The following is a 20,690-nucleotide window of genomic DNA, read 5'->3' as shown; positions in this document are numbered from 1 at the left end:
GCGCCGGGAGCCTCACCGTCCGCGACCCGGCGCGATCCCGCTCGCGCCCGTACGGTGGGCCGATGGCGTCGGTGCGGCAGGTCCAGATCACGTTCGACTGCGCGGTGCCCGAACGGGTCGCCCTGTTCTGGTGCGAGGTGCTCGGCTACGTCGTCCCGCCGCCACCCGAAGGGTTCGCCAGCTGGGACGAGCTCGACCGCACGCTGCCCCCGGAGAACCAGGGCGCTGCCTACGCGTGCGTCGACCCGACCGGTGCCGGCCCGCGGCTGTTCTTCCAGCGCGTGCCCGAGGGGAAGGTCGTCAAGAACCGGGTGCACCTCGACGTGCGCGTGGGCACCGGGCTCGTCGGGGACGAGCGACTGGCGGCGCTCGAGGCCGAGTGCGCTCGCCTGGAGGCCCTGGGGGCGACCCGGGTGCGGCTGCTCCGGGCCGACGGGTACAACGAGTCGTGCCTCGTGATGCAGGACGTCGAGGGGAACGAGTTCTGCCTCGACTGACGGCCCTGCGACGCGGTGGGCCCCGGTCTGCGCTACGTCCTGACAACCCGCTGCGCTACGTCCTGACCAACGCCGGACCGTCACTGCGGCTGAGGTCGGACCCCTCCGACGACCGGGATCGCCAAGGACGGGCCTCGCAGTCAGGGGAGGCGGCGGGACGAAGTGGTATCCACCCGTTCGAGAACGTGGACCGGATGAACCCCCGCCCCGGCCTCCGTCGATGGGTCGCGGTCAATGCTGCGACCGGTGAGCGCGAAGTGTGGAAGGAGTCGTGGGCGGCGCTTCATGACGATGGGTCGGTCACGATGGCCGCCGCGATCGGCGGTCATCGCAAGGGAAGCGGCGACTTCTTCGATGGCCGGGAGGTTGAGGCTTCTGCGATCGAGTGCGCTGTGGCCGATCTCATGGCTCTGGTTCGCACGGCGGCGGAGGAAGGTCAGAGCAGCTTCGACGGTGTCTCGACTCCCCTGCATCGGTTCACGCCAGTGGAAACGACCGTGGACCCGCGCGAACCCCCACTGGACTACTACTGGCGCGTGCACGACCTCGCACGCGACTGCGTCAACCAGGGAGGTTCTGCTAGGACAGCTCGATCCCCGGCGCCGTGTACCCCGCGGTGTAGGCAGCGAGGTCGAACCAATCCGGTGCCGAGAGCGGAGGGCAGCGGTCGGGGTGCGCCGCCGCGAAAGCGTAGTTGTCCGCCCACCATCGCCAGACGAACTCCGCCACGCTGTCTGCAACCCACACAGGCTCGTCTGTGCCTCCACCCGGCGCGCCGTCATCCTCCGCGTCATCGGAGTAGCCGAGAGCGGCGGCGGAGCACACCACGCCAGTGGATCCGTCGTCTCCGATGAACGCCAGCCAGTGGAAGACCCACTGCGAGTCCGAGACCAGATGTAGCAGGTGGCCGCCTTGAACCGGCTCCAGGTGCTCGCCCGCGTCGATGTATGAGTCAGTCGCGCTGAAGAGCCGGCGTGGCAGTTCCTGGTCGGAGGAGAGCGTACGCAGGTCCGCAGGCAGTCGTTTGAACGCAGCGGAGGCTCCGGCGGTCTGAAGAAGCCGCTCAACGCCCTCTCGCGAGAGCGGCGTCGTCGTGTGGCTCCACTCGTCGGGTGTCATCCCAGTGCCGACGGTCGGCAGGCCACCTAGCCATCCAAGGCCGTCGCCCTGGGACACGGCGACCGGAAGGGGCGGCAGTCCGTCCTCGGGATAGAGCACGTAGGTGCTCGTGCGTGGGTGCGTGGTGCCCGGCACACCAATCGTCACCCACGCGTGAGCCAGCGACTCCCGAAGGTCCATGGCCGCGAGCATTGCAGGTGGTGAAGGCGATACAGGGCCGGTTCGAGGCTCGATCCCCTTCCAGGGGAACCTCGGAGGGCTTCCGGCATGACCGCGACCCCGCGAGAGCGAGCTGCCCGCGCACACGGCTGGGGCGGCCAACTCCCGATCACGTCCTTGAGGGCGTCGGAGGCGACTACGACGAGGCTGCCTCTGATCAGACGGGCCGAGATCTCTCGGCAGAGCACCTCGACCATCTCGTCGTGGAAGACAAGCAGGATGTATCGCAGCTGTCGCCACGGCTCCTCTCGGTGCGCGGGGTGGACCGAGGCGCCGGCGTCCCAGTGGACCCCAGGTCGATCACCTCCGCGTACTGCCCGCCCGGAGCGGCCGCGAGCGTTCGCTCCGCTGCGAGAACCCCTTGGCGAGCCGCGTGCCACTCTGGGTCGGAGTAGTCGATCCGCGCGAGGTCCGCACAGGCATGCGTGAGCCGGCGTCGCGCATCTCGCGGCGAGGCGGTCATTGGGTTTGCTTCCAAGCGTCCAGTGCGACGAGGCGGATGCGGTGGCCAGACCGCGTGACGAGCAGTACGCCTGGCTGTTCGAAGTCGACCTGAGGTCCGTCAGCGGTATAGGGAGCGCGCAGTGTCTCCGCGACGTCGTGGAGCACGCGCTGAGCCTCATCACTCGGGGCGTGGACAGGCAGTTCGCCGGCGGGGCATCCACGGAGCCCGCAGTCTTCGTCGACGTCGGGCCGTCGGTGCTCGAACTCGAAGTGGAAGCACACGTAGTGCATCCCCTCGAACGTCTCGTAGTGCTCGCGGTTCAGGATGACTGGTCTGCCGCACCGCCGGCACGCGGGAGCCTCGCTCGTGGTCGCCACGACGCCGATCATCGCGCAGGCGGCGGCAGGGAGTGCACGGTTTGATTGAGGGATCGAGGCACATAAGCCTGGGTAGGGTGCGAGCGTGACGCCCGAGCAGGAACGGTTGATCCTCAGCCTCGTCACGATGCCCGGCCAGACGGGGCGAGGGTCGGCAACTCCGCAGGAGTTGTTGAGAGCCTTCGGCGCAACTGACGGCCCAACTCTGTGCCGGGATCTCCTGGCGGCGGCGGTCGCCGAGCGGTCCGCCGTAGACGTCGAGCTCACGCTCATCATGTCGTTCACGCTCGGGCTGGATCGATCAGCGCTGCCAGCGCTGAGGGAGCTCGCGCGAGAGCCGTGGCACGGCTCGCACGAGGACATCGCCGTGCTTCTCGAGGAGGTGGGTGGCGCCGAGGTGGTCGACGATCTGGAGTTCCTCGCCTGGGCTGGGCCGGAGTTCCAGAACTACGACGGCTCTACCTCGCTGGCCAAGAAGGCCGCACACGGTCTCGAGCGGGTGGCGACCCCGGAGGCTAGAGCGGCGATCTCTCGCCTCCGTCATCACCACGAGCAGGAGATCCGCGACCTGGTCGAGCGCATGGAGCGCCGACAGGCGCCGTAGTGGCGGGCGATAGACACCGTCCAGAGACCCGCGCCCACGCCTCGCAGGTAGTGAGTCGGTCACGGGGTGGCCTGACGTGCGACGACGTCCACGAGGTCATGCGCTCGGCTCGACAGCGCGGCCGCATCTGTCATCCGGCGCGTTATCGTCAGGCCCCGACATAGGGCTTGGCCGATTGCGAGCTCGACCTGTTCGGGCTGGGTGCCACCGTCGATCCAGTCGTCGACGGTCCGCTCCGGGCTCGCCGCCGCTACGCCCGACACCCCGCGGATCTCCTCGCCCGCCAGCGGGCGGGTCAGGGTGTGCGGCCGGACCCCTGGCGCGCGGTCATCGGTGGATCAAGGCTGAGGCCAGAGGTGGAGTCACGTGGACACCCACGAGACTTAGGTGTCGGAACTAGCAGAGCTGTCAGCGTCGTTGAGCGTCGGGTCCACTGCATCTTCGTCCCACTCGTCGTCATCGAGCGCCCACAGTTCGCTGGGTTCCCAGTCGCACTCACAGCCGAAGAGCTGCCCGTTCTCTCTTGGGCACTCTTCAACGCAGCATCCCGGTCCATGCAGCTCGCCGACTCTCGCCGCGCAGTCACGACAGTACGGGAGGGGGACAAAGCCGTTCGAGTACTCCTGCTCCCAGTACAGCTCGCTGCCCCACGCGCGCCGCTCGTAGGCGACACCATCGAGGAAGAGTTTCGGCACCCGCTGCGCGGCGACGAGCTTCCGCACCCAGGCTCGGTGCATGGTGCGTCCACGAAAGTCGATGAACTCACGCTTGAACTGCTCTGTCAGGTCGGCCGCTGTCTGAATGTGCTCATCCGGGATGTGCTCCGACAGCGAACCGCCGAATTGCTCCCCATGGAACGAGTCGAGGAACTCGAAGATGAGCAGGTAGTTCTCGCGGACCTCGTCTGCCACGAGATCCACCTCGTAGTGGGTGATGTTGTTCCGCCACTTCACCGCCGCCCTGATGGCCTGCTGTTCCTCTTCGCCGAGCGCGATCGAGGCGGCCAGAAGCCGCTTGATGGTGTTCTCCAGACTGACCGTAGTCCGGCCCGGGTGGTCGACGTCCTGCCAGATCAGCAGTTCATGCTCGTCGGCGAGGCGCTTATTCAACATCAATTCGACTGCGTGAACGAGGTTGAGCACAGCGTACTTCCAGCGCGACGCGTCATGGCGCGCGCTCTCCACATAACCCAGCGACTCGGCGAAGGAGTCGTAGGCGTTCTCGATCAGCGACCTGCGCAGGTTCGGAGACCCTGAGTCGTCCACAGCGTCAACCTATATGGCAGGGGTGTCGCTGCCCTCTTCACCACGGACGGCCTCCACCGGTCGCCTCGAACCACGCCTCGCGCAGTTCGGCCGGCATCCACCCTGTCGCCGCTACCGGGCGCCCGTTCTCCAACGCCCACGCTCGGATCGCAGCGTTGACGTGCGCCGTGTTCGACGCCGCGCGCGACCACCGCTCACCAGCGCGCCGCGACGCCTCGGCCAGCACCGCCGCGTCCCGCTCCCGCACCGCGGCCGGCGTCGCCGACGCGAGCGGCTGCGCACCCAGACGCACAACCCGCGGCCGAACTCCGCCCACCACCGGCACGTCGGCGTCGATCCACCGCTCCAGCAGCTGCCCTCGCAGCGCCCGCGAACTCGGCGCTAGATTCGCCCGGGTCGAGATCCACCCACGGAACCACTCCCCGAGCGGCAGTTCGCCGAGCCGCGGATCCCGCCAGACCCCCCGCGCCATCCGAGACACCTCGTGCGCCAACTCCTGGTCGGCCTCGGCCTTGGTCGGGAACGTCCCGAGCGTCCGAAGCGCGCCGTCGGGCCCGGTGTACCGGGCCTGCCACCTCCCAGAAGGCAATCGGCGAACGGCGCCGGAGGCGCGGCGGTGGCGACGGGATGCGGTCACAGTGGTCATGGTCGGACCTCTTCGCTATGGCGCGAGCCGACCAGCAGAAGGGTCTCAGGAAGGTGCGACAGAGCCGCAGTAACGCTCTGACCTGCGGAAACGATGGAGCGGGTGACGAGAATCGAACTCGCGCTATCAGCTTGGGAAGCTGAAGTTCTACCACTGAACTACACCCGCACGACGGTCGATCTGCTGGTCGCGCACCTGGGTGCACGCCCGGCCGACGTCGGCCCGGACAGCATACCCGCCTGGCGGGGACCCGCGAAGCCCGTTCCGGCGGAACCTGCCCCGTGCGTCGGTGCGCCGTGGCAGGGTCGTCGGCATGGCTGCTGTGCTGCGCCCGTTCCACCCGTCCGACCTGCCGGGCATGTACCGGCTGTGCCTGCTCACGGGTGCTGCCGGCGGTGACGCCACTGCGCTGTACCGGAACCCCGACCTGCTCGGGCACGTGTACTGCGGCCCGTACCCGGTGGCCGATCCGGGGCTGTCGTTCGTCGTGGCGGACGAGCAGGGCGTCGGTGGGTACGTGATCGCGACGGCGGACACCCTGGCGTTCGAGGAGTGGATGGAGCGGCAGTGGTGGCCGACGCTCCGGGCGCAGCACCCGCTGACCCGCGACCCGCAGGACGGCACCGAGGACCACCGGCTCGTGGACCGCCTGCACGCGTGGCGGCCGACGCCGGACCCGGTGCACGAGCAGTTCCCGGCGCACCTGCACATCGACCTGCTGCCGCGCCTGCAGGGCCAGGGGTGGGGGCGCCGGCTCATCGAGCGCCTGAGCAGTGAGTTGCGGGAACGCGGGGTGCCGGGGCTGCACCTGGGGGTGGATGGCCGCAACACCGGCGCAGTCGCGTTCTACGAACGCCTCGGGTTCCGGCGGGCCGTGGAGCAGGAGTGGGGTCTGACCCTGACGCTGGACCTGCGGTGAGCGGGCGGCGTCCTCGCGTGGCCGCGCTCGCGGTGGCCACGGGCGTCGTCGTCGGGCTCGTCGCGGCGGGGTGCGCGCCGGAACCGCCCGGGCCGCCCTCGTCGGCGGTCTCGCCGACCGGGGCTGCAGGGCTGCCGTCGGGCGCGGACGCCACGGCGCAACCGGGCACCCTGACCTGGGTCGACGGTGCGGTGGTCGTCGCGCAGCCGGTGTCGCTGGCCTCGGCCCGACCGGCCGTGGAGGGCGTCGACCTGGTCACCGTGTCCCGCTCGCCGGTGCCGGGTGACGGGTCGAGCCTCGCCTCGCTCGCCCTGCTGGCCGACGGATCGCTCGTCGGCGCGAAGGTACCGGCGGACCAGTACGACGGCGGCGTCTGGCTGACGGAGCCGTCGGCGATCGGCGCGGTCGACGCGGGCGGGTTCCACGCCTGGCCGAGCTCGCAGGACGTGCTGGCGGACGAGCACCCGCGGCAGGTCTACGACGCGGCGGCCGACGGCGACGCCGTGGTGTGGGCGGAGACAATGAGCACGCAGGCCGGGGTGGACCCGTGGCGGATCTTCACGCGGGCGCCCGACGGCGCCACGACCCTGGTGGCTCGCGCGGAGGACGCGGGTGCGGGCAGCGAGGCGGGTTCGCTGCTGGTGGCCGACAGTCGCGTGTACTGGGCGTCGAGCCGCGGGGTGGTCTCGCGGGACCTCGCAGGCCAGGAGCCGATCCGGCTCGAGGTGGACGGTGCCACGCAGCCGGCGTGGGGTGCCGAGGGGCTGTTCGTGGCGCGGACCGGGCCGGACGGCACGTTCGGTGTCGAACGGGTCGACGCCGAGGGCGGGCTGTCGCCCGTGCTCGCGTACGCGGGGCCGACGGGCGCCTCGGTGGCGTCGTTGGTCGCTGACGGCGACCTGCTCGCGTTCGTGGTCACGTCACCGACCGAGTCGGGCGGGAGCATCCAGCTGGTCGACCTGGCGGCGTCCACGGTGCGGAGCGTCGCGCTGCCGTCCTCGGGGCGGTCGACCTCGCTGGCGCTGGGCGGCGATCGGCTGGTGTGGACGTCGGCCGACGGCTCGGGCATGACGCCCGACGAACCCGTCTACGTGCTCGACGCCGCCACGGGTGACCTGGCCGGCGTGCCCGTCCCGGGCAACTTCAGCGGGGTGCTGTGCGCCGGAGACCTGATCGCGTGGCGGACCCTCGACGGGCCTGCGGCGCGTGCGACCACGACGGTGGTGCGGTGGGGTGCGGGCTGAGCGGCGCTCGCGGACCAGGATCAGGACCAGGGGCCGGGGCTAGTGCCCGGGCGTGGCAGCTGCGGACGAGCGGCCGTCAGGCGGCGTCGACGTCGTGTGCGCGGCGGTCGGGCGCACGCGTCGTCCAGTCGTTGCCCTTGCTGCCCGTCGGCTGGGTGAGGGTGGTGCGCCGGGGAGGTCCGACGGTCGCGGCCTCGGGTGCGTCGGTGTCGGCGGACCTGCGTCGAGCACGCACGAGCGCCAGGCAGGTGATCAGCCCGACGACGGCCCACACGGCGTTGGTCGCCGCGGACGGCCACACGCCACCGGCGGCGGCGACCGCACCCATGAGCACCCCGCTGACGACGTTGGCCAGCTGGTACCGGCCGGAGCCCGCCTGCCACCGACCGGTGCTGACCAGCAGGTAGGCCGCCAGGCAGAGCACGGCACCGACCCAGCCGAGGGCGGTGACGACGGTGTGCACGGCAGGCTCCTGGCGGTTCGGGGGTGGTGGTCGGATGCGACGGGTGGTCGAGCGGCGCCGGGCTGCGCTGCCCGACGGTCCGATCGTCGCGGGTCGAGGCGTTCAGCACAATCGAACTCCGCTGCTCCGGGGATGTAGCAGAACTGAATGGTCCGATATGCTGACCGGTATGTCCGCCGATCCGCGTCGTCTGGCCTTTCTGCTCGCCGTGCACCGGGCCGGGGGAGTGCTGGCCGCCGCCGACGAGCTGCGGGTGACACCGTCCGCCGTCTCGCAGCAGATCGCCCGCCTCGAGGCCGAGGAGGGCGTGACCGTGCTCGACCGCGGACCTCGTGGAGCCACGCTCACCGCGGCCGGTCGGGTCCTGGCCGAGGCGGCCGAACGGATCGAGGCCGAGCTCGTCGCCGCCCGCAAACAGCTCGCCGCACTCGAGGGCGAGGTGTCCGGCACCGTCACCGTCGCCGCGTTCCAGACGGCCATCCGTGCCGTCGTCGGCCCGGCCATCGGCGCCGTCGCCCGCCGGTACCCGGGCATCGACCTGGTCGTCGAGGAGCGCGACAAGGCCGAGTCGCTGCGCCGGCTGCGCGAGGGCGACGTCGACGTGGTGCTGCTCGAACGCGACGCCGACGCCGACACCACCGCCCCTCGCGGGCAGCGCGACGTCGTCCTGCGCGAGGAGCCGTGGCGCCTGGTGCTCCCCGCCTCGGCCGCCACCCCCACGCAGCTGTCCGACCTGCGCGAGGCCACGTGGCTGGCCTCCGTCGAGGGCACCGCCGGTGACCGCGCCCTGCGCCGCATCGCCGGGGCGGTCGGCCCCCTGCGGACCCGGCACGTGTTCTACGACTTCGACGTCGCCCTCGCCCTGGTGGCCGCAGGTCAGGGTGTCGCGATGCTCCCGGCGCTGGCCCTGCAGGGGGAGCTGCCCGACGGTCTCGCCGTGGCGACCGTCCCCGGGCTCGGGTCACGTCGCCTGGTCGCCCGCCACCGTGCCACCCGCACCCAGCCGGGCGCCGCGGTCACCGCGGTCGTCGAGGAGCTCCTCGCGGTCTCGACGGCCCTCGTCCTGGTCTAGCGATACTGGTACCGGTATGATAACCACATGGACGCCGCCGGCCTCATTCGCACAGCACGCGAGCAGATCGGTCTGAGTCAGCTCGCGCTCGCCGAGCGCGCGGGTACGTCCCAACCGGCCATCTCGCGTTACGAGTCAGGTGCCAGCTCGCCGTCGGTCGAGACGCTCGACCGGATTCTCGCCGCCGCCGGCGCCCGGCTCGAGCTCACGATCGTCCCCTCCCCGCGTCGCCTCGACGTGCGCGGTGGTCGGATGGCGAAGCTCCGTGACCATCGCGGGCGCATCCTGCGGGCGGCCCACCGGCACGGCGCGACGAACCTTCAGGTGTTCGGGTCCGTGGCCCGCGGCGAGGACGGGCCCGACTCCGACATCGACCTGCTCGTCGACCTGGACGTGCGCACGCGGGGGCTCCTGCCCGTCGCGGCCTTGCAGGACGAGCTCGAAGCACTGCTGGGTGAGCGGGTCGACATCGCGCCCCGTCAGGTGCTCGCACCGCATGTCGCGGTCGCCGCCCTCGCCGAGGCGGTCCCGCTGTGAGTCGCACGTCGGAGCAACGCCTGCGGGACGTCCTCGAGGCGATCGACGCCATCGACCGTGCGGACATGGTGCTGCGAGCTCACGGCCCGGAAGACGAGCTCGCACTCGTCGCTCTCGACGCCATCCAGTACCGCATCATGACGATCGGTGAGGCGGTCAAGGCGCTTCCGCTGTCGTTGCGGGACGATCACCCGGACGTGCCGTGGTCCGACATCGCGCGCATGCGCGACCTGATCGGGCACCACTACTACAGGCTCGACGCGCAGGTCGTCCGAGCGACGATCCAGGCACCGATCGCCCAACTGCGGGAGTCGTGTCAGGCGGCACTCGACGCCGGCTGAGCTCCGGTGTCAGCCCGTGATGCGGAGCGTGAACGTGCCGGTGCGCTCCTCGCCGGGGGCCAGGACGAACACGCCGGTGCCGGGGACGCCCGCCTCGTGCAGCGCGAAGCCGCCGTTGACGTTCGTGACGGGTTCGACGGCGAAGTAGCCGCGGCGGCGCGGGGCGTAGAGCACCACGTGCGAGTAGACGGGGTCCATCTCGACGTCGACGGTGACCGCCGGGTCGTCGTAGGTGATGCGGATCGGGCGACCCGGTTCGAGGTCGGTGAGGACGTCGTCGACGAACGCGTGACCCAGGGGGTGCGGGGTGCGGAAGTCGGCGCGGCGCGGCACGTCACCGGCGGGGCCGGCGGCCATCGCGTCGACCAGGGCGTACCCGTGATGCGCGGGCACGTCGAGCACGGGGCCGTCGCCGAGCAGCGCAGCGGGCGTGCCCGTGCCCCCGAGCCCCGGTGCGTGACCGGAGCCGACGGGCATCAGGGTGCGCTGCAGGTACGGGTGGTGGCCGAACCCGGCGGGGAACGGCGTGGTGTCGACGTTGCGGATGCTCGTCGTGACGGACAGCGCGTCGCCGTCGAGCGCGTAGCCGATCCGGGAGACGAATCGCCACGGGAAGTTCACGCCGATCAGCGCACTCGTGTCGAGCTCCAGCTCGACGGCCGAGGTTGTGCGGTCGACGACCGTCCACTCGGCGTACCGGACGGCGCCGTGGATGGCGGTGCCGTCGGCGCCGTTGCGCTGCAGCTGCCACGTGCCGCCGCCGAACGGCAGCCGCCCGTCACGGATGCGGTTCGACCAGGGGACCATCGGGAAGCTCGCGCACTTCTCGGGGTCGCCGAGCCGGGTGCGCGGGGTGGGACGCAGCAGGTCGCGCCACGTGCCGTCGGCCGTGCGGATGCGCCCGGCGGCCAGGGCCGCACCGGTCGCGGGCAGCACGTCGAGCTCCCAGCGGTCCGAGCGCAGCGTGAGCAGGCGCGGATCGACGGGGTGCTCGTCGAGGACGGGGGACGTGGTGTGCACGCCGTGCCCGACGGTGGCGACCGCAGCCGCCACCGTCGAGCCCGTGCGCGCGTGCTGAGCGTGCGTCATGGGCGGAGAACCGACCCGCAGGTCAGAGGGTGACCTCGACGCGGACCGTGGACCCGGCCGGGGCGTACGGCACGTGGTTGCCCTCGACGGGGGTGCCGTCGACCACGAGGCTGCCGCGCGCACCGGGCGTGCCGGAGTTCGTCACGACGATCTCGTACGTCGCACCGCGCGCCACCCGGGTCACCGTGAACGAGGGGACCTCCGGGCCGATCTGCGGGTCGACGACCAGGCCGTCGTAGTCCGGCCGGACACCCAGCAGGTACTGCGACACCGTCACGAAGTTCCACGCCGCGGTGCCGGTCAGCCACGAGTTCTTGGCCTCGCCGTGCCGGACGGCCTCCTTGCCGGCGATCATCTGCGCGTACACGTACGGCTCGAGCCGGTGCACGTCGGAGATGTCCTCGCGGTACGCCGGGGTGATCCGCTTGTAGTAGTCGAACGCGCGGGCGCCGTTGCCGACGACCGTCTCGCCGATGATGACCCACGGGTTGTTGTGGCAGAAGATGCCACCGTTCTCCTTGTACCCGGGCGGGTAGGTGGAGACCTCACCGAGCTCGATCTGGTACGTCGTGTACGCCGGGTACTGGAGCACCATGCCGTGGTCGGTCGCGAGCATCTCGTTGACCGAGGCGAGCGCCTTCACCGCGGGGGCGTCGACGTCGTCGGGGCCGTTGCCGACACCGATGCCGGCCATGACCGCGAAGCCCTGCGGCTCGATCCAGATCTTGCCCTCGGGGTGCTCGTCGGTGCCGATCTTGTTGCCGTAGAAGTCGTACGCGCGCAGGAACCAGTCACCGTCCCAGCCGTGCGTGAGGACGGCCTCGCGCATCGCCTCGACGGCCTTGCGGGCCTCCGCGGCGACCTCGGTCAGGCCACGACGCTCGGCCAGCTCGGCGTACTCGGCGCCGTACAGCACGAACTGCGCGGCGATGAACACCGACTCCGCGACGCCACCGGCCTGGTTCTCGGTCGTCTGGAACGACTCGCCGGGCGTGGTGGAGAAGCAGTTGAGGTTCAGGCAGTCGTTCCAGTCGGCGCGGCCGATGAGCGGCAGGCCGTGCGGGCCGAGGTTGTCGACCGTGAACCGGAACGAGCGCGTCAGGTGCTCGAACAGCGATTCGGCCAGCGACTCGTCGTTGTCGAACGGCACCTGCTCGTCGAGGATCGAGAAGTCGCCCGACTCCTTGATGTACGCGGCGACGCCGGCGATCAGCCACAGCGGGTCGTCGTTGAAGCCCGAGCCGATGTCGTTGTTCCCGCGCTTCGTCAGCGGCTGGTACTGGTGGTACGCCGACCCGTCGGGGAACTGCGTGGCGGCGATGTCGAGGATGCGCTCACGCGCACGCTCGGGGATCAGGTGCACGAAGCCCAGCAGGTCCTGGTTCGAGTCGCGGAAGCCCATGCCACGGCCGATGCCCGTCTCGAAGAACGACGCCGAACGCGACATGTTGAACGTGACCATGCACTGGTACTGGTTCCAGATGTTGACCATCCGGTCGAGCTTCTCGTCGGTGCTGGTGACCGAGTAGGTCGACAGCAGACCCGTCCAGTGGTCGCGCAGCTTCTCGAACGCGGCGTCGGTCTGCTCGGTCGTCGCGAAACGGCTCAGCAGAGCGTGCGCACGCTCCTTGTTGACGAGCTGGTGGTCGTCGTCCGCCCACTTCTCCTCGTCGGGGTTCTCGACGTAGCCGAGCACGAACGTGAAGGTCTGCGACTCGCCCGGCTGCAGCGACACCTCGAGGGAGTGCGAACCGATCGGGTACCAGCCGGAGGCCACCGAGTTGGCGGACTTGCCGCTGAACGGCACCGTCGCCTCACCCAGGCCGTTGTACGCACCGACGAACGTGTCGCGGTCGGTGTCGAAACCGGCGGCGCGGGCGTTCACGGCGAACACGGCGTAGTGGTCGCGGCGCTCGCGGTACTCGGTCTTGTGGTAGATCGCCGAGCCGTAGGGGCTGTCCTGCTCGACCTCGACCTCGCCGATGGAGAGGTTGCGCTGGTAGTTCGTCTGGTCGTCCTGGGCGTTCCACAGGCAGAACTCGACGAACGAGAACAGGGTCGCGGACTTCAGCTCCGTCGAGGTGTTCGTGACGGTGACCTTCTGCACCTCGGCGTTCTCGCCCATGGGCACGAAGAACAGCGTCTCGACCGACAGGCCGTTGCGCTCGCCCACGATGCGCGAGTAGCCCAGGCCGTGGCGCGCCTCGAAGTGGTCCAGCCCGGCCTTGACCGGCATCCACGACGGGGTCCACACGTCGCCGCCGTCGTTGACGTACAGGTACCGGCCGCCGGCGTCCGCGGGGACGTTGTTGTAGCGGTACCGCGTCAGACGGCGCATCTTGGCGTCGCGGTAGAACGAGTACCCGCCGGCCTGGTGGGACAGCAGCGAGAAGAACTGCTCCGAGCCGAGGTAGTTGATCCACGGGTACGGGGTGTGCGGCGTCGTGATGACGTACTCGCGCGACTCGTCGTCGAAGTGGCCGTAACGCATGCCCAAGCCTTCCGGGTGGTTCCACAGGGAGAGAGCAGCCACGCGTCGGGCGGCGGCCCGCAGCGGTGCTGGGCGCCTGTGCCGGTCCGTGCGGCGGGGACGGTGCGAGAGCGCTCCCACGCACTCACGATGGCGAGCATAGTGCCTGCGGTTGTGCGTGGCGAACACTCAGGTGACAGGCACGTCCGGGCCCTGATCGACGGCCTGGGCGGCCGGCTGGGTCGTGGCCCGTTCCAGCAGCTGCCGGGTCCGGTACGGCATGACCTGCGCGAGGGAGACGGACGTCGCGGCGCGCACCACGCCGTCGATGGCGAGCATCGCGTTCGCCAGCCGGTACAGGTCCTGCGTGTCGCGGGCGACGACCCGCACCAGCACGTCGCCGTCGCCCGTGGTCGCGTGCATCTCGACGATCTCCGGGATGGACGCCAGGCCCTCCAGTGCGGCGTCACCGGCCGCCTGGTCCAGCTGCAGCGAGACGAACGCGACCAGCTCGAACCCCAGTGCGGCCGGCGGCACCCGACGGCTGAACGGCTCGAGTGTCCCTTCGCGCGCGAGCCGCTGCAACCGGGCGTGCACCGTGTTGCGGGAGATGCCGAGCGTGCGGGCCAGGACGACCGCCGGGGCGTCGGGCTCGTCGTCGAGCGCCAGGAGGATCCTGGCGTCGAGGGGGTCGAGCGTCGTCATGCTGTGCAGTCTGACGTATCAGCGGCCCGATGAGCGAGCAATATGCCCACCGGTTACCCACATAGTTGTGCACACCTGTGGACGACCGCGACCATCGCGCACGTGACCCTCGCCCCCGTCCGTGCCGCCGACACCCCTGGTCGACCCGAAGTGCCCGCCGCCCCTGACACGCCCGCCGACGCATCCCTCGCCACCCCCGACGCACTCCGGCACAGTCGCGTCGAGGACGTCGCCGGGCTGCTCACCGGCACGTTCGTCGTCTCCCTCGGCGTCCACCTGCTCGACATCGGCGGCGCCGTCACCGGCGGCACCGCCGGGCTCGGTCTGCTGCTGCGGCACGCCGTCGAGCTGCCGTTCGGCGTGCTGTTCCTGGCCGTCAACACCCCGTTCCTGGTGCCAGCCCTCGCCCGCAAGGGCTGGCAGTTCACGCTGCGGTCGCTGCTGTCCGTCGGGCTCGTCTGCGCGTTCTCCGCCCTGCAGCCGCACGCCCTGCCCGGGCTCGACCCCGACCCGCTGTACGCCGTGGTCGTCGGCAACCTGCTCGTCGGCATCGGCCTGCTCGTGCTCGTGCGGCACCGCGCCAGCCTCGGCGGCTACACCGTCGTCGCCCTGCTCGCCCAGGAACGCCGCGGCTGGCGGGCCGGGTACGTGCAGATGGGGCTCGACCTGGCCACCGTGCTGCTCGCCGCGACCGTCGCCGACTGGCGGACCGTGGGGCTCTCGCTGATCGGGGCCGTGGTGGTCAACCTGGTGCTCGCCCTCAACCACCGGCCGGGGCGGTACCTGGGGGTGTGACCGGCTTGCGTGCGAAGGACAACCGGCTCCCAGACTGCACTCTGCGGAGTTCCCAGACTGCACTCTGCGGAGCGTCCAGGCTCCACCCTGCGGAGCCCCTTGGTGTCCGCGGGTGCTCGCACGCGCGCGGCCAGATCGTCGAAACGGCAGGTCAAGGCGCTGGTCGATCCCTACGATCGGACCGTCACCGCCGACCGCCGGAGGAACCGTGCACGCCGATCTCACCGCTGTCCTGGGCCGCCTCGTCGCCACGCTGTCCGAGGATCCGCGCGTGCACGGCGGCTGGTTCTACGGGTCGGTCGGGCGAGGCGGGTGGGACGAGCTGTCCGACTACGACGTCGTCTTCCTCATCGACGACGCCGACTTCGAGGCGGTCGCCGCCGACGTGTCGACGCTGGTGGCCGGTGCGTGCGACGAGCTGCTGATCTCCTGGCCGGAGGACTACAACTCCCCGGTGTTCAAGAACTTCTGCAACTTGGTCCGCACCGGCCAGACCCTGCACCAGCTCGACTTCTTCATGGTCAACGCCGACCACGTCGACGACTGGTGGTGCCGCCAGCACCTCAAGTCGGCCACCCGCAAGAACCTCGTCTTCGACCGCGACGGGCGCGTCGGGGAGCTGCTGGACCGAGGGCTGCGCACCGACGATGCCCGCCCCGACCCCAACCGGTGCTTCGACACCTACTGGTTCCACGCCGAGATGCTCATCAAGTACGTCCTGCGCGGCGACGTCTTCAAGATCCTCAAGAACTTCGAGTTCCTGCGCCAGTCGCACGCCGACCTGCTGCTCAGCCGCTACGACACCCTCGACTGGGGTGGCTGGGAGTCAAAGGTGAAGCACTGCGTCCCTGCCGACAAGCAGGCCCACCTGCTCACGTACGCGACAACGCCGGACCTGGACTCGCTGCGGACGGCCCTGGTGCGGGGGATGGGGGAGTTCGACCGCGACGCGCGTGAGGTGTTCGCCGCCGCCGGGCTGCCGTATCGGGAGGACGTCGCGGCGACGGTCATGGCGTACGTCACCGAACGGACGGCGCCCGTAGCCGCGCGGCCGGCATAGGGCGGAGGGGGCGGGCCGGCAGAGCGACGAGGTCGTCCCGCGGATGCGCGACGGTCAGCTGTCCGCGCTGACCGACTGGGCCGACCGAGTCTTCGACTACGACTGGACCGACGACGGGCAGGTCGCCCGGCTGGCCTACCCCAACGGGGTCACCACCAGCTACGACCACGACGCCGCCGGGCAGGTCGCGGGCATCAGCACGGAGTCGGCCACCGGGATCGACCTGCTCGAGCTGGCCTACTCCTACACCGACGCCGGTCTGCTCACCGACCAGACCACCACCCGGTCCACCGAGGCCCGAGCTCCACCGACCCAGCCCACGACCACCTCGTCGTACACCTGGGACCCGCAGGCTCGCCTGGCGCAGATCACCGGTGCCCTGGCCGGCACGTTCGCCTACGACGAGGCCGGCTCGGTCACCGAGCTGTCCGGTGGCCGCACCCTGACCTACGACGCGGCCAGGCAGGTCACCTCGCTGATCGACGCGACCGCGAACACCCAGACGGCCTACGGGTACGACGCCCGCGGCAACCGCACCACGGCGGACACGACCGGCACGGACGGCACCGCCTCGACGCGCGCGGTGTTCGACCTGGCCAACCGCTTGACGACCTGGACGGGCGCGGACGGCACGTCCACGACCTACACCTACGCCGCCACTGGCCTGCGGGCCTCGGCGACCACGACCACCGGTGAGCAGACCAGCACCGAGCAGTACGTGTGGGACAGCCAGGCGGCCGTCCCGCTGCTGCTGAGCGATGCGAGCTTCGCGTACGTGTACGGCCTGGGCACCGCACCCCTGGAGCAGGTGCAGACCGACGACGGCACGGTCGACTTCCTGCACACCGACCTGATCGGCTCGGTGCGCTCCACCACCGATGCGACCGGGCAGGTCACCTCGGACACCGACTACGACGCCTACGGGCGCCCCCAACCGGTCACCGACACGGCCACGGCGACGATCACCCGGTTCGGGTACGCCGGGGAGTACACCGACCCCACCGGCCTGACCTACCTGCGCGCCCGCTACTACGACCCACAATCCGCGCAATTCCTGAGCGTCGACCCGCTCGTGGACGCGACCACCGAGCCTTACAGCTATGCAGTCGCCAATCCGCTGCAACTCACCGACCCCACGGGTCTGGCGAGCGCACTACGAACTGACTCTGGTGGGCCGTCAGGCTCACGGTCGAGCAGTTGCGGAGATAGCTACTCCGTCGGGCCGTTTGGCTCGGCGTTCGGTCAGATGTTCACCGGCGGTGCCGCGGGCGTCACTTCCGCAGACGCCATGCGCTTCGGCGTCTCGTTCCACTCGGAGACAGCGAGCCAAGCTGCCAGGAACTTGGCGAACTGGCGTTGGTACGGCGAAGGAGCGATTTCCAGTTCGGCCGCGTCACGAAGCGGTGCCGCTCTTTCGACCTACTCTCGACCGGGATATGCGTCGACAATGAACGCAGTCGGGCGCAGTGGACTCGTTGGAGCTGCTAGTTCGACAATAAGTGTCGCCGGTGTGGCTGTCAGTGGGTATCAGGCCTACAACGATTCGGTCTCTTCTGGTGAAGAGTCGGGCATGGCCTATGCCCGCGCTTCGGCCGCTGTGGCCAGTTCTGCCACGGGCGTGATGGCAGGCATGGCGGCCGGTGCGTGGGTTGGCGGGGCGGTAGGCTCAGTGGTTCCTGGTCTAGGAACAATCGTCGGATTTGTCGCCGGAGCGGTAGTCGGCGCAGCCATCGCGTGGGCTGCAAACAGCATCCTTGTCGCAGGTCAGAACAAGATCTACTACTAGAAGAGCCTTGGAGGCGCCTGCAGTGCGTGATCTAGTACTAGTTGAGTTGATCGCCGTCATCGCCATCGGCATCTCGGCGTCCGGAACCTGGTGGTTGTTCGCGCGGTCGAACGAGAACCGTCACGCGCTGGGCCGCCGGGCGGCGAACGCCCACGCGTTCCTCAACTTGAACGCACTGCAGTACGTCCGGGTAATGATTCCGGCATTTCTCTTCCTGGGATGCACCGGGCTGGCGCTCTTGATCGGGTATCCGCTGATAGTGGCGACTCCGGACGACGGGCCTGGCGGCACCCTTGGGTATTGGGCGGCCATCTGCTCACCTCTTGTGATCGCCGGTGGTGCATTGCAGATCGCCATCACCGTGAGAACCGGTCGACCGCGGGTGCTGGTGCTGCCGCCCTGCCGGGAGATGTCGCTGAGGGAAGTTGAGCGCTGGCTTGGGTTGTCTTGATCTTAGGCTCTGGCCGTTGCCCAGTTGGTCTTGCGTCTGTAGCCAATCAGTCGAACACGCTCATCGGGGTCCCGCTGCTGCTGAGCGATGCGACCTTCGCGCACGTGTACGGCCTGGGCGCCGCACCCCTGGAGCAGGTGCAGGCTGACGACGGCACGGTCGACTTCCTGCACACCGGCCTGATCGGCTCGGTGCGTTCCACCACCGATGCGACCGGGTAGGTCACCTCGGACGCCGACTACGACGCCTACGGGCGGCCCCAACCGGTCACGGACATTCCGTCGACCCGCTCGTCGACAAGACGCTCAGCTCCTACGGCTACGCAGGCGGCAACCCCCTGCAGGCGACAGATCCCACTGGCTTGGACTGGCAGAGCGACTGGGGCTCCGCGCGGCCGTGAACGGGCTGTGCGGCAGGAATGGGCTGCATCGGGGGCGCGCAGCAAACCTGCTCGGGAGAGGCCGATGGTGCATGGTGGGAAGCATCGCTCGGCGCTGCGGGGAACTCGGGAGGCTTCTTCCTCACGGAGGTGCTCGGAGAAGGCGCAACGGGTGGAGCGCTGTACGGCACGGGCACTCCCACGTCGATGACGTTCATCGGTCAGCCCACGGACTGGCGACTGCCGGTCTTGGACAATCGTGCACTCGTTGTTGCGGGAAAGTCCACGCTGTACCTCGACGCAGCTATGACGCTCTACGATGGCTACGAGAAATACACGGACCGGTATGGCGGTGTCTCCGACCCGATGCTGCGCGCAGGTCTGACTGTCGGCCGAACCGCCACCACGACGGCCACAGGAGTCGCCGTGGGCACAACGGTTACCGTGGTTCTCCTGGGACTAGCCTGCCCTTTCACTGCCGGAGCAACCTGTGCCGTCGCAGTCGTCGTCGGTGCGAGCGCCGCCGGTGGGATCGCCGGATACTACGCGGAGAAGGAGAGTGGTGAGGCCTTCGATTCGCTTGTCGGCAACCGAGCTGGCGCAAGTTCGAGACCGTGAGATCTGCTGTAGTGAGTTCAAGGGAGTAGCCGAGTGAGTCGGTTGGTGCAAGCGGAGCCCAACTCCTGGAAGGGTGGCCTTCCGCCTCTGGTGCTGCTCGCAATAACAGCGGCGATCCTGGCTTACACGCCGTCGGCACTAGACGTCGATTCTCTGCAGTCGACCAGACCGTACTTGAGCATTACCTCGAAGCGCGTGTTCATCGCTGTCGGCGCGACGGCCGCTAGCTGTTTCCTGGTGTTCGGGTTCGTGCAAGCACTCGTTGGGTTCCGGATCCTGGCCAGCGTCTACGCCCGCGAAGTCGGAGGGCGTGTCGAACTGGCGTCCCCTTGGGGGCGCCTTGGATTCCGTGGCCAGAAGATACAACTAGAGCCAGGCCCGGCGACGGTCAAGTTCGTTCGCGAGCCCCGCCGCGGTTTGGCCTTCTTCGATATGTACCGGTTGTTCGTGTCGCAGGACGGCAGAGTGCTCCACGTGGCAAGTTATGCGCCGTTCAGCCAGCGCAGCCGTGAGGCGACCATGCAGTGGCTCTCCCAGCATTCGATCCGCGTCCAGCTCGAAGACCTCGGCCCCGTGGGCTGAGTCCCGAGTCCATCCTCGTCCCTCACCGCTCCTGGTTCAGCCCACCACCGCCGACGCCCATCGCGCTCACACCGCCACCGGCGACCAGCCCCTGGCCGCGCGCCGCCGAGCAGGCGTCACCAACGTCATGAGCCAGAACAGATAGTCCTGGGACCAGCAGGCCGAGGTGTCGGCGCCCTGCGTTGACATCGCGACCGTCATGCCTGGCGCGCATCACCGGGCGGTCTGCGGTCATCCCTTAGCCCCTGCTGCGCGCCCGCTACCACGACCCACAATCCGCCCAGTTTCTCAGCGTCGACCCGCTCGTGGAAGTGACGAGGAGCCGGTATGGCTATGCAGCCGGCGACCCGCTCAGGTGGTCGACCCTCTCGGGCTGTGGGGCTGGAATCCGCTCAACTGGACTGGTGACGAACTCGACACAGTGTCGACGCTCCTCGGCGGAGTAGCACTCGCGCTGACGGCCTCCGGAGTCCTGTCGCCTGTGGGAGCGATCCTGGGAGGGCGCTCCACTGCGGTGAGCCTCGGAGCGGCCTGCAAGCACTCTCAGGGCGGCGACGTAGGCTCTACCGTGCTCAGTCTCGTCGGTGCGCTCCCCGCAGTCGGCTCATTGGGCGGCAGGGCGGCTTCAGGGGGCCTCCGATATGCGACCGGTGCGGCCAGTGCCACCACCCGCGCCGTGAGGTTCGGGACCGGGCGGGCGGCTCGGAACTTCGCCTTCTGGCCGGACCGGGTGGATGACCTCTGGACGGGTGCGACCGCCGGCTATGACGGCGCATTGTCGGTACGGTGCACCGTTCTCGGTGCGTGGTCGAGTTGACCCTTGGTCCTCAGCGGCCCGCGCGGCCCGGCGGGTTCACGTGGTGGTGGGCTGAACGGGTGTTGAGGCCGTTCGTCCGCCGAAGCGACTCTGTTCTGGTCGAAAACCTGACCGTCGAAGCTGCGGCTGCCCGAGTCGTCGAGCAGGCGTTCGGTCCTAGGCGCTCGGCGGAACGGCGCCGGGATCTGCT

Annotated in this window: 22 protein-coding genes and 1 tRNA gene; 14 read left to right on the top strand and 9 right to left on the bottom strand. The window is 69.7% G+C overall.

The window, feature by feature from the left end:
• The first annotated feature begins 62 nt into the window (after positions 1 to 62).
• Positions 63 to 497: a VOC family protein gene (locus ACTHAM_RS00650; protein ID WP_440683716.1), complete on the top strand. Its 435-nt coding sequence runs from the start codon at positions 63 to 65 to the stop codon at positions 495 to 497.
• Between the two features lie 579 nt (positions 498 to 1,076).
• Here ACTHAM_RS00650 and ACTHAM_RS00645 read toward each other — a convergent pair.
• Both ACTHAM_RS00645 and ACTHAM_RS00640 read right to left on the bottom strand, forming a co-directional pair.
• Entirely contained in the window at positions 1,077 to 1,796 is a 720-nt protein-coding gene (locus ACTHAM_RS00645; protein ID WP_440683715.1) for a hypothetical protein, read from the bottom strand.
• A gap of 498 nt (positions 1,797 to 2,294) precedes the next feature.
• Positions 2,295 to 2,657: a hypothetical protein gene (locus ACTHAM_RS00640; protein WP_440683713.1), complete on the bottom strand. Its 363-nt coding sequence runs from the start codon at positions 2,655 to 2,657 to the stop codon at positions 2,295 to 2,297.
• An 85-nt stretch (positions 2,658 to 2,742) separates the two neighbouring features.
• Between ACTHAM_RS00640 and ACTHAM_RS00635 the strand changes: the two genes are divergently transcribed.
• The gene (locus tag ACTHAM_RS00635; RefSeq protein ID WP_440683711.1) at positions 2,743 to 3,261 is read left to right on the top strand and encodes a hypothetical protein; all 519 of its coding nucleotides are present in this window, start codon (positions 2,743 to 2,745) and stop codon (positions 3,259 to 3,261) included.
• Positions 3,262 to 3,644: 383 nt separating this feature from the next.
• Here ACTHAM_RS00635 and ACTHAM_RS00630 read toward each other — a convergent pair whose 3' ends face one another.
• From ACTHAM_RS00630 to ACTHAM_RS00620, 3 genes are all read right to left on the bottom strand, one after another.
• Positions 3,645 to 4,526, bottom strand: a complete 882-nt coding sequence (locus tag ACTHAM_RS00630) for a hypothetical protein (protein ID WP_440683709.1) — start codon at positions 4,524 to 4,526, stop codon at positions 3,645 to 3,647.
• A 37-nt stretch (positions 4,527 to 4,563) separates the two neighbouring features.
• Positions 4,564 to 5,172, bottom strand: a complete 609-nt coding sequence (locus ACTHAM_RS00625; RefSeq protein WP_440683707.1) for an Lsr2 family DNA-binding protein — start codon at positions 5,170 to 5,172, stop codon at positions 4,564 to 4,566.
• A 94-nt stretch (positions 5,173 to 5,266) separates the two neighbouring features.
• Positions 5,267 to 5,340: transfer RNA gene (locus ACTHAM_RS00620), tRNA-Gly, on the bottom strand.
• A gap of 145 nt (positions 5,341 to 5,485) precedes the next feature.
• Between ACTHAM_RS00620 and ACTHAM_RS00615 the strand changes: the two genes are divergently transcribed.
• Both ACTHAM_RS00615 and ACTHAM_RS00610 read left to right on the top strand, forming a co-directional pair.
• Positions 5,486 to 6,091 carry a GNAT family N-acetyltransferase gene (locus tag ACTHAM_RS00615; protein ID WP_440683705.1) on the top strand — a complete coding sequence of 202 codons (606 nt, stop codon included), beginning with the start codon at positions 5,486 to 5,488 and terminating at the stop codon, positions 6,089 to 6,091.
• Complete coding sequence (locus ACTHAM_RS00610; RefSeq protein ID WP_440683703.1) at positions 6,088 to 7,335, top strand: hypothetical protein; 1,248 nt, start codon at positions 6,088 to 6,090, stop codon at positions 7,333 to 7,335. The genes ACTHAM_RS00615 and ACTHAM_RS00610 overlap by 4 nt, the downstream gene beginning before the upstream one ends.
• Before the next feature lie 76 nt (positions 7,336 to 7,411).
• Here the strand turns inward: ACTHAM_RS00610 and ACTHAM_RS00605 are convergent, their stop codons facing one another.
• The gene (locus ACTHAM_RS00605) at positions 7,412 to 7,798 is read right to left on the bottom strand and encodes a CBU_0592 family membrane protein (RefSeq protein ID WP_440683701.1); all 387 of its coding nucleotides are present in this window, start codon (positions 7,796 to 7,798) and stop codon (positions 7,412 to 7,414) included.
• A 169-nt stretch (positions 7,799 to 7,967) separates the two neighbouring features.
• Between ACTHAM_RS00605 and ACTHAM_RS00600 the strand changes: the two genes are divergently transcribed.
• From ACTHAM_RS00600 to ACTHAM_RS00590, 3 genes are read left to right on the top strand one after another with little or no spacing between them, the layout of a single operon-like run.
• Positions 7,968 to 8,870, top strand: coding sequence for a LysR family transcriptional regulator (locus ACTHAM_RS00600; protein WP_440683699.1), 903 nt, complete (start codon positions 7,968 to 7,970; stop codon positions 8,868 to 8,870).
• 27 nt (positions 8,871 to 8,897) lie between these two features.
• Positions 8,898 to 9,407, top strand: coding sequence for a helix-turn-helix domain-containing protein (locus tag ACTHAM_RS00595; protein ID WP_440683697.1), 510 nt, complete (start codon positions 8,898 to 8,900; stop codon positions 9,405 to 9,407).
• Entirely contained in the window at positions 9,404 to 9,748 is a 345-nt protein-coding gene (locus ACTHAM_RS00590; protein ID WP_440683694.1) for a HepT-like ribonuclease domain-containing protein, read from the top strand. The genes ACTHAM_RS00595 and ACTHAM_RS00590 overlap by 4 nt, the downstream gene beginning before the upstream one ends.
• Before the next feature lie 9 nt (positions 9,749 to 9,757).
• On the opposite strand, the gene ACTHAM_RS00585 is transcribed toward ACTHAM_RS00590, so the two are convergent.
• From ACTHAM_RS00585 to ACTHAM_RS00575, 3 genes are all read right to left on the bottom strand, one after another.
• A complete protein-coding gene (locus ACTHAM_RS00585) occupies positions 9,758 to 10,837 on the bottom strand; it encodes an aldose 1-epimerase (RefSeq protein WP_440683692.1) in 1,080 nt (359 codons plus the stop codon).
• A gap of 22 nt (positions 10,838 to 10,859) precedes the next feature.
• The gene (locus ACTHAM_RS00580; protein ID WP_440683691.1) at positions 10,860 to 13,328 is read right to left on the bottom strand and encodes a GH36-type glycosyl hydrolase domain-containing protein; all 2,469 of its coding nucleotides are present in this window, start codon (positions 13,326 to 13,328) and stop codon (positions 10,860 to 10,862) included.
• A 168-nt stretch (positions 13,329 to 13,496) separates the two neighbouring features.
• The gene (locus ACTHAM_RS00575; RefSeq protein WP_440683689.1) at positions 13,497 to 14,012 is read right to left on the bottom strand and encodes an Lrp/AsnC family transcriptional regulator; all 516 of its coding nucleotides are present in this window, start codon (positions 14,010 to 14,012) and stop codon (positions 13,497 to 13,499) included.
• 42 nt (positions 14,013 to 14,054) lie between these two features.
• Between ACTHAM_RS00575 and ACTHAM_RS00570 the strand changes: the two genes are divergently transcribed.
• The 7 genes from ACTHAM_RS00570 to ACTHAM_RS00540 all read left to right on the top strand — a co-directional run bounded on the left by ACTHAM_RS00570 (position 14,055) and on the right by ACTHAM_RS00540 (position 19,683).
• The gene (locus ACTHAM_RS00570; RefSeq protein ID WP_440683687.1) at positions 14,055 to 14,807 is read left to right on the top strand and encodes a YitT family protein; all 753 of its coding nucleotides are present in this window, start codon (positions 14,055 to 14,057) and stop codon (positions 14,805 to 14,807) included.
• A gap of 208 nt (positions 14,808 to 15,015) precedes the next feature.
• Complete coding sequence (locus ACTHAM_RS00565; protein WP_440683685.1) at positions 15,016 to 15,867, top strand: aminoglycoside 6-adenylyltransferase; 852 nt, start codon at positions 15,016 to 15,018, stop codon at positions 15,865 to 15,867.
• A 43-nt stretch (positions 15,868 to 15,910) separates the two neighbouring features.
• A complete protein-coding gene (locus ACTHAM_RS00560; RefSeq protein ID WP_440683683.1) occupies positions 15,911 to 17,653 on the top strand; it encodes an RHS repeat-associated core domain-containing protein in 1,743 nt (580 codons plus the stop codon).
• Between the two features lie 46 nt (positions 17,654 to 17,699).
• Positions 17,700 to 18,104, top strand: coding sequence for a hypothetical protein (locus ACTHAM_RS00555; RefSeq protein WP_440683681.1), 405 nt, complete (start codon positions 17,700 to 17,702; stop codon positions 18,102 to 18,104).
• A complete protein-coding gene (locus tag ACTHAM_RS00550) occupies positions 18,101 to 18,325 on the top strand; it encodes a hypothetical protein (protein WP_440683679.1) in 225 nt (74 codons plus the stop codon). Before ACTHAM_RS00555 ends, ACTHAM_RS00550 begins: the two co-directional genes overlap by 4 nt.
• A 365-nt stretch (positions 18,326 to 18,690) precedes the next feature.
• On the top strand, positions 18,691 to 19,101 hold the full coding sequence (locus ACTHAM_RS00545) for a hypothetical protein (protein ID WP_440683677.1): 411 nt from the start codon (positions 18,691 to 18,693) through the stop codon (positions 19,099 to 19,101).
• Between the two features lie 90 nt (positions 19,102 to 19,191).
• A complete protein-coding gene (locus tag ACTHAM_RS00540) occupies positions 19,192 to 19,683 on the top strand; it encodes a hypothetical protein (RefSeq protein WP_440684191.1) in 492 nt (163 codons plus the stop codon).
• Positions 19,684 to 20,690 lie beyond the last annotated feature (1,007 nt).

The organism is Cellulomonas soli, from assembly GCF_052036975.1.
In the GTDB taxonomy this organism is placed as follows: Bacteria; Actinomycetota; Actinomycetes; order Actinomycetales; family Cellulomonadaceae; genus Cellulomonas; species Cellulomonas soli_A.
The sequence above is the reverse complement of the archived record's forward strand: the minus strand, read 5'-3'. Positions and strand labels throughout refer to the sequence as shown.

Bases quoted from the DNA above. Each gene is read 5' to 3' on its own strand.
- ACTHAM_RS00650 (WP_440683716.1), top strand. From the start codon at position 63: ATGGCGTCGGTGCGGCAGGTCCAGATCACGTTCGACTGCGCGGTGCCC.
- ACTHAM_RS00645 (WP_440683715.1), bottom strand. From the start codon at position 1,796: ATGGACCTTCGGGAGTCGCTGGCTCACGCGTGGGTGACGATTGGTGTG.
- ACTHAM_RS00625 (WP_440683707.1), bottom strand. From the start codon at position 5,172: ATGACCACTGTGACCGCATCCCGTCGCCACCGCCGCGCCTCCGGCGCC.
- ACTHAM_RS00615 (WP_440683705.1), top strand. From the start codon at position 5,486: ATGGCTGCTGTGCTGCGCCCGTTCCACCCGTCCGACCTGCCGGGCATG.
- ACTHAM_RS00600 (WP_440683699.1), top strand. From the start codon at position 7,968: ATGTCCGCCGATCCGCGTCGTCTGGCCTTTCTGCTCGCCGTGCACCGG.
- ACTHAM_RS00595 (WP_440683697.1), top strand. From the start codon at position 8,898: ATGGACGCCGCCGGCCTCATTCGCACAGCACGCGAGCAGATCGGTCTG.
- ACTHAM_RS00585 (WP_440683692.1), bottom strand. From the start codon at position 10,837: ATGACGCACGCTCAGCACGCGCGCACGGGCTCGACGGTGGCGGCTGCG.
- ACTHAM_RS00580 (WP_440683691.1), bottom strand. From the start codon at position 13,328: ATGCGTTACGGCCACTTCGACGACGAGTCGCGCGAGTACGTCATCACG.
- ACTHAM_RS00575 (WP_440683689.1), bottom strand. From the start codon at position 14,012: ATGACGACGCTCGACCCCCTCGACGCCAGGATCCTCCTGGCGCTCGAC.
- ACTHAM_RS00570 (WP_440683687.1), top strand. From the start codon at position 14,055: ATGCCCACCGGTTACCCACATAGTTGTGCACACCTGTGGACGACCGCG.
- ACTHAM_RS00560 (WP_440683683.1), top strand. From the start codon at position 15,911: ATGCGCGACGGTCAGCTGTCCGCGCTGACCGACTGGGCCGACCGAGTC.
- ACTHAM_RS00545 (WP_440683677.1), top strand. From the start codon at position 18,691: ATGACGTTCATCGGTCAGCCCACGGACTGGCGACTGCCGGTCTTGGAC.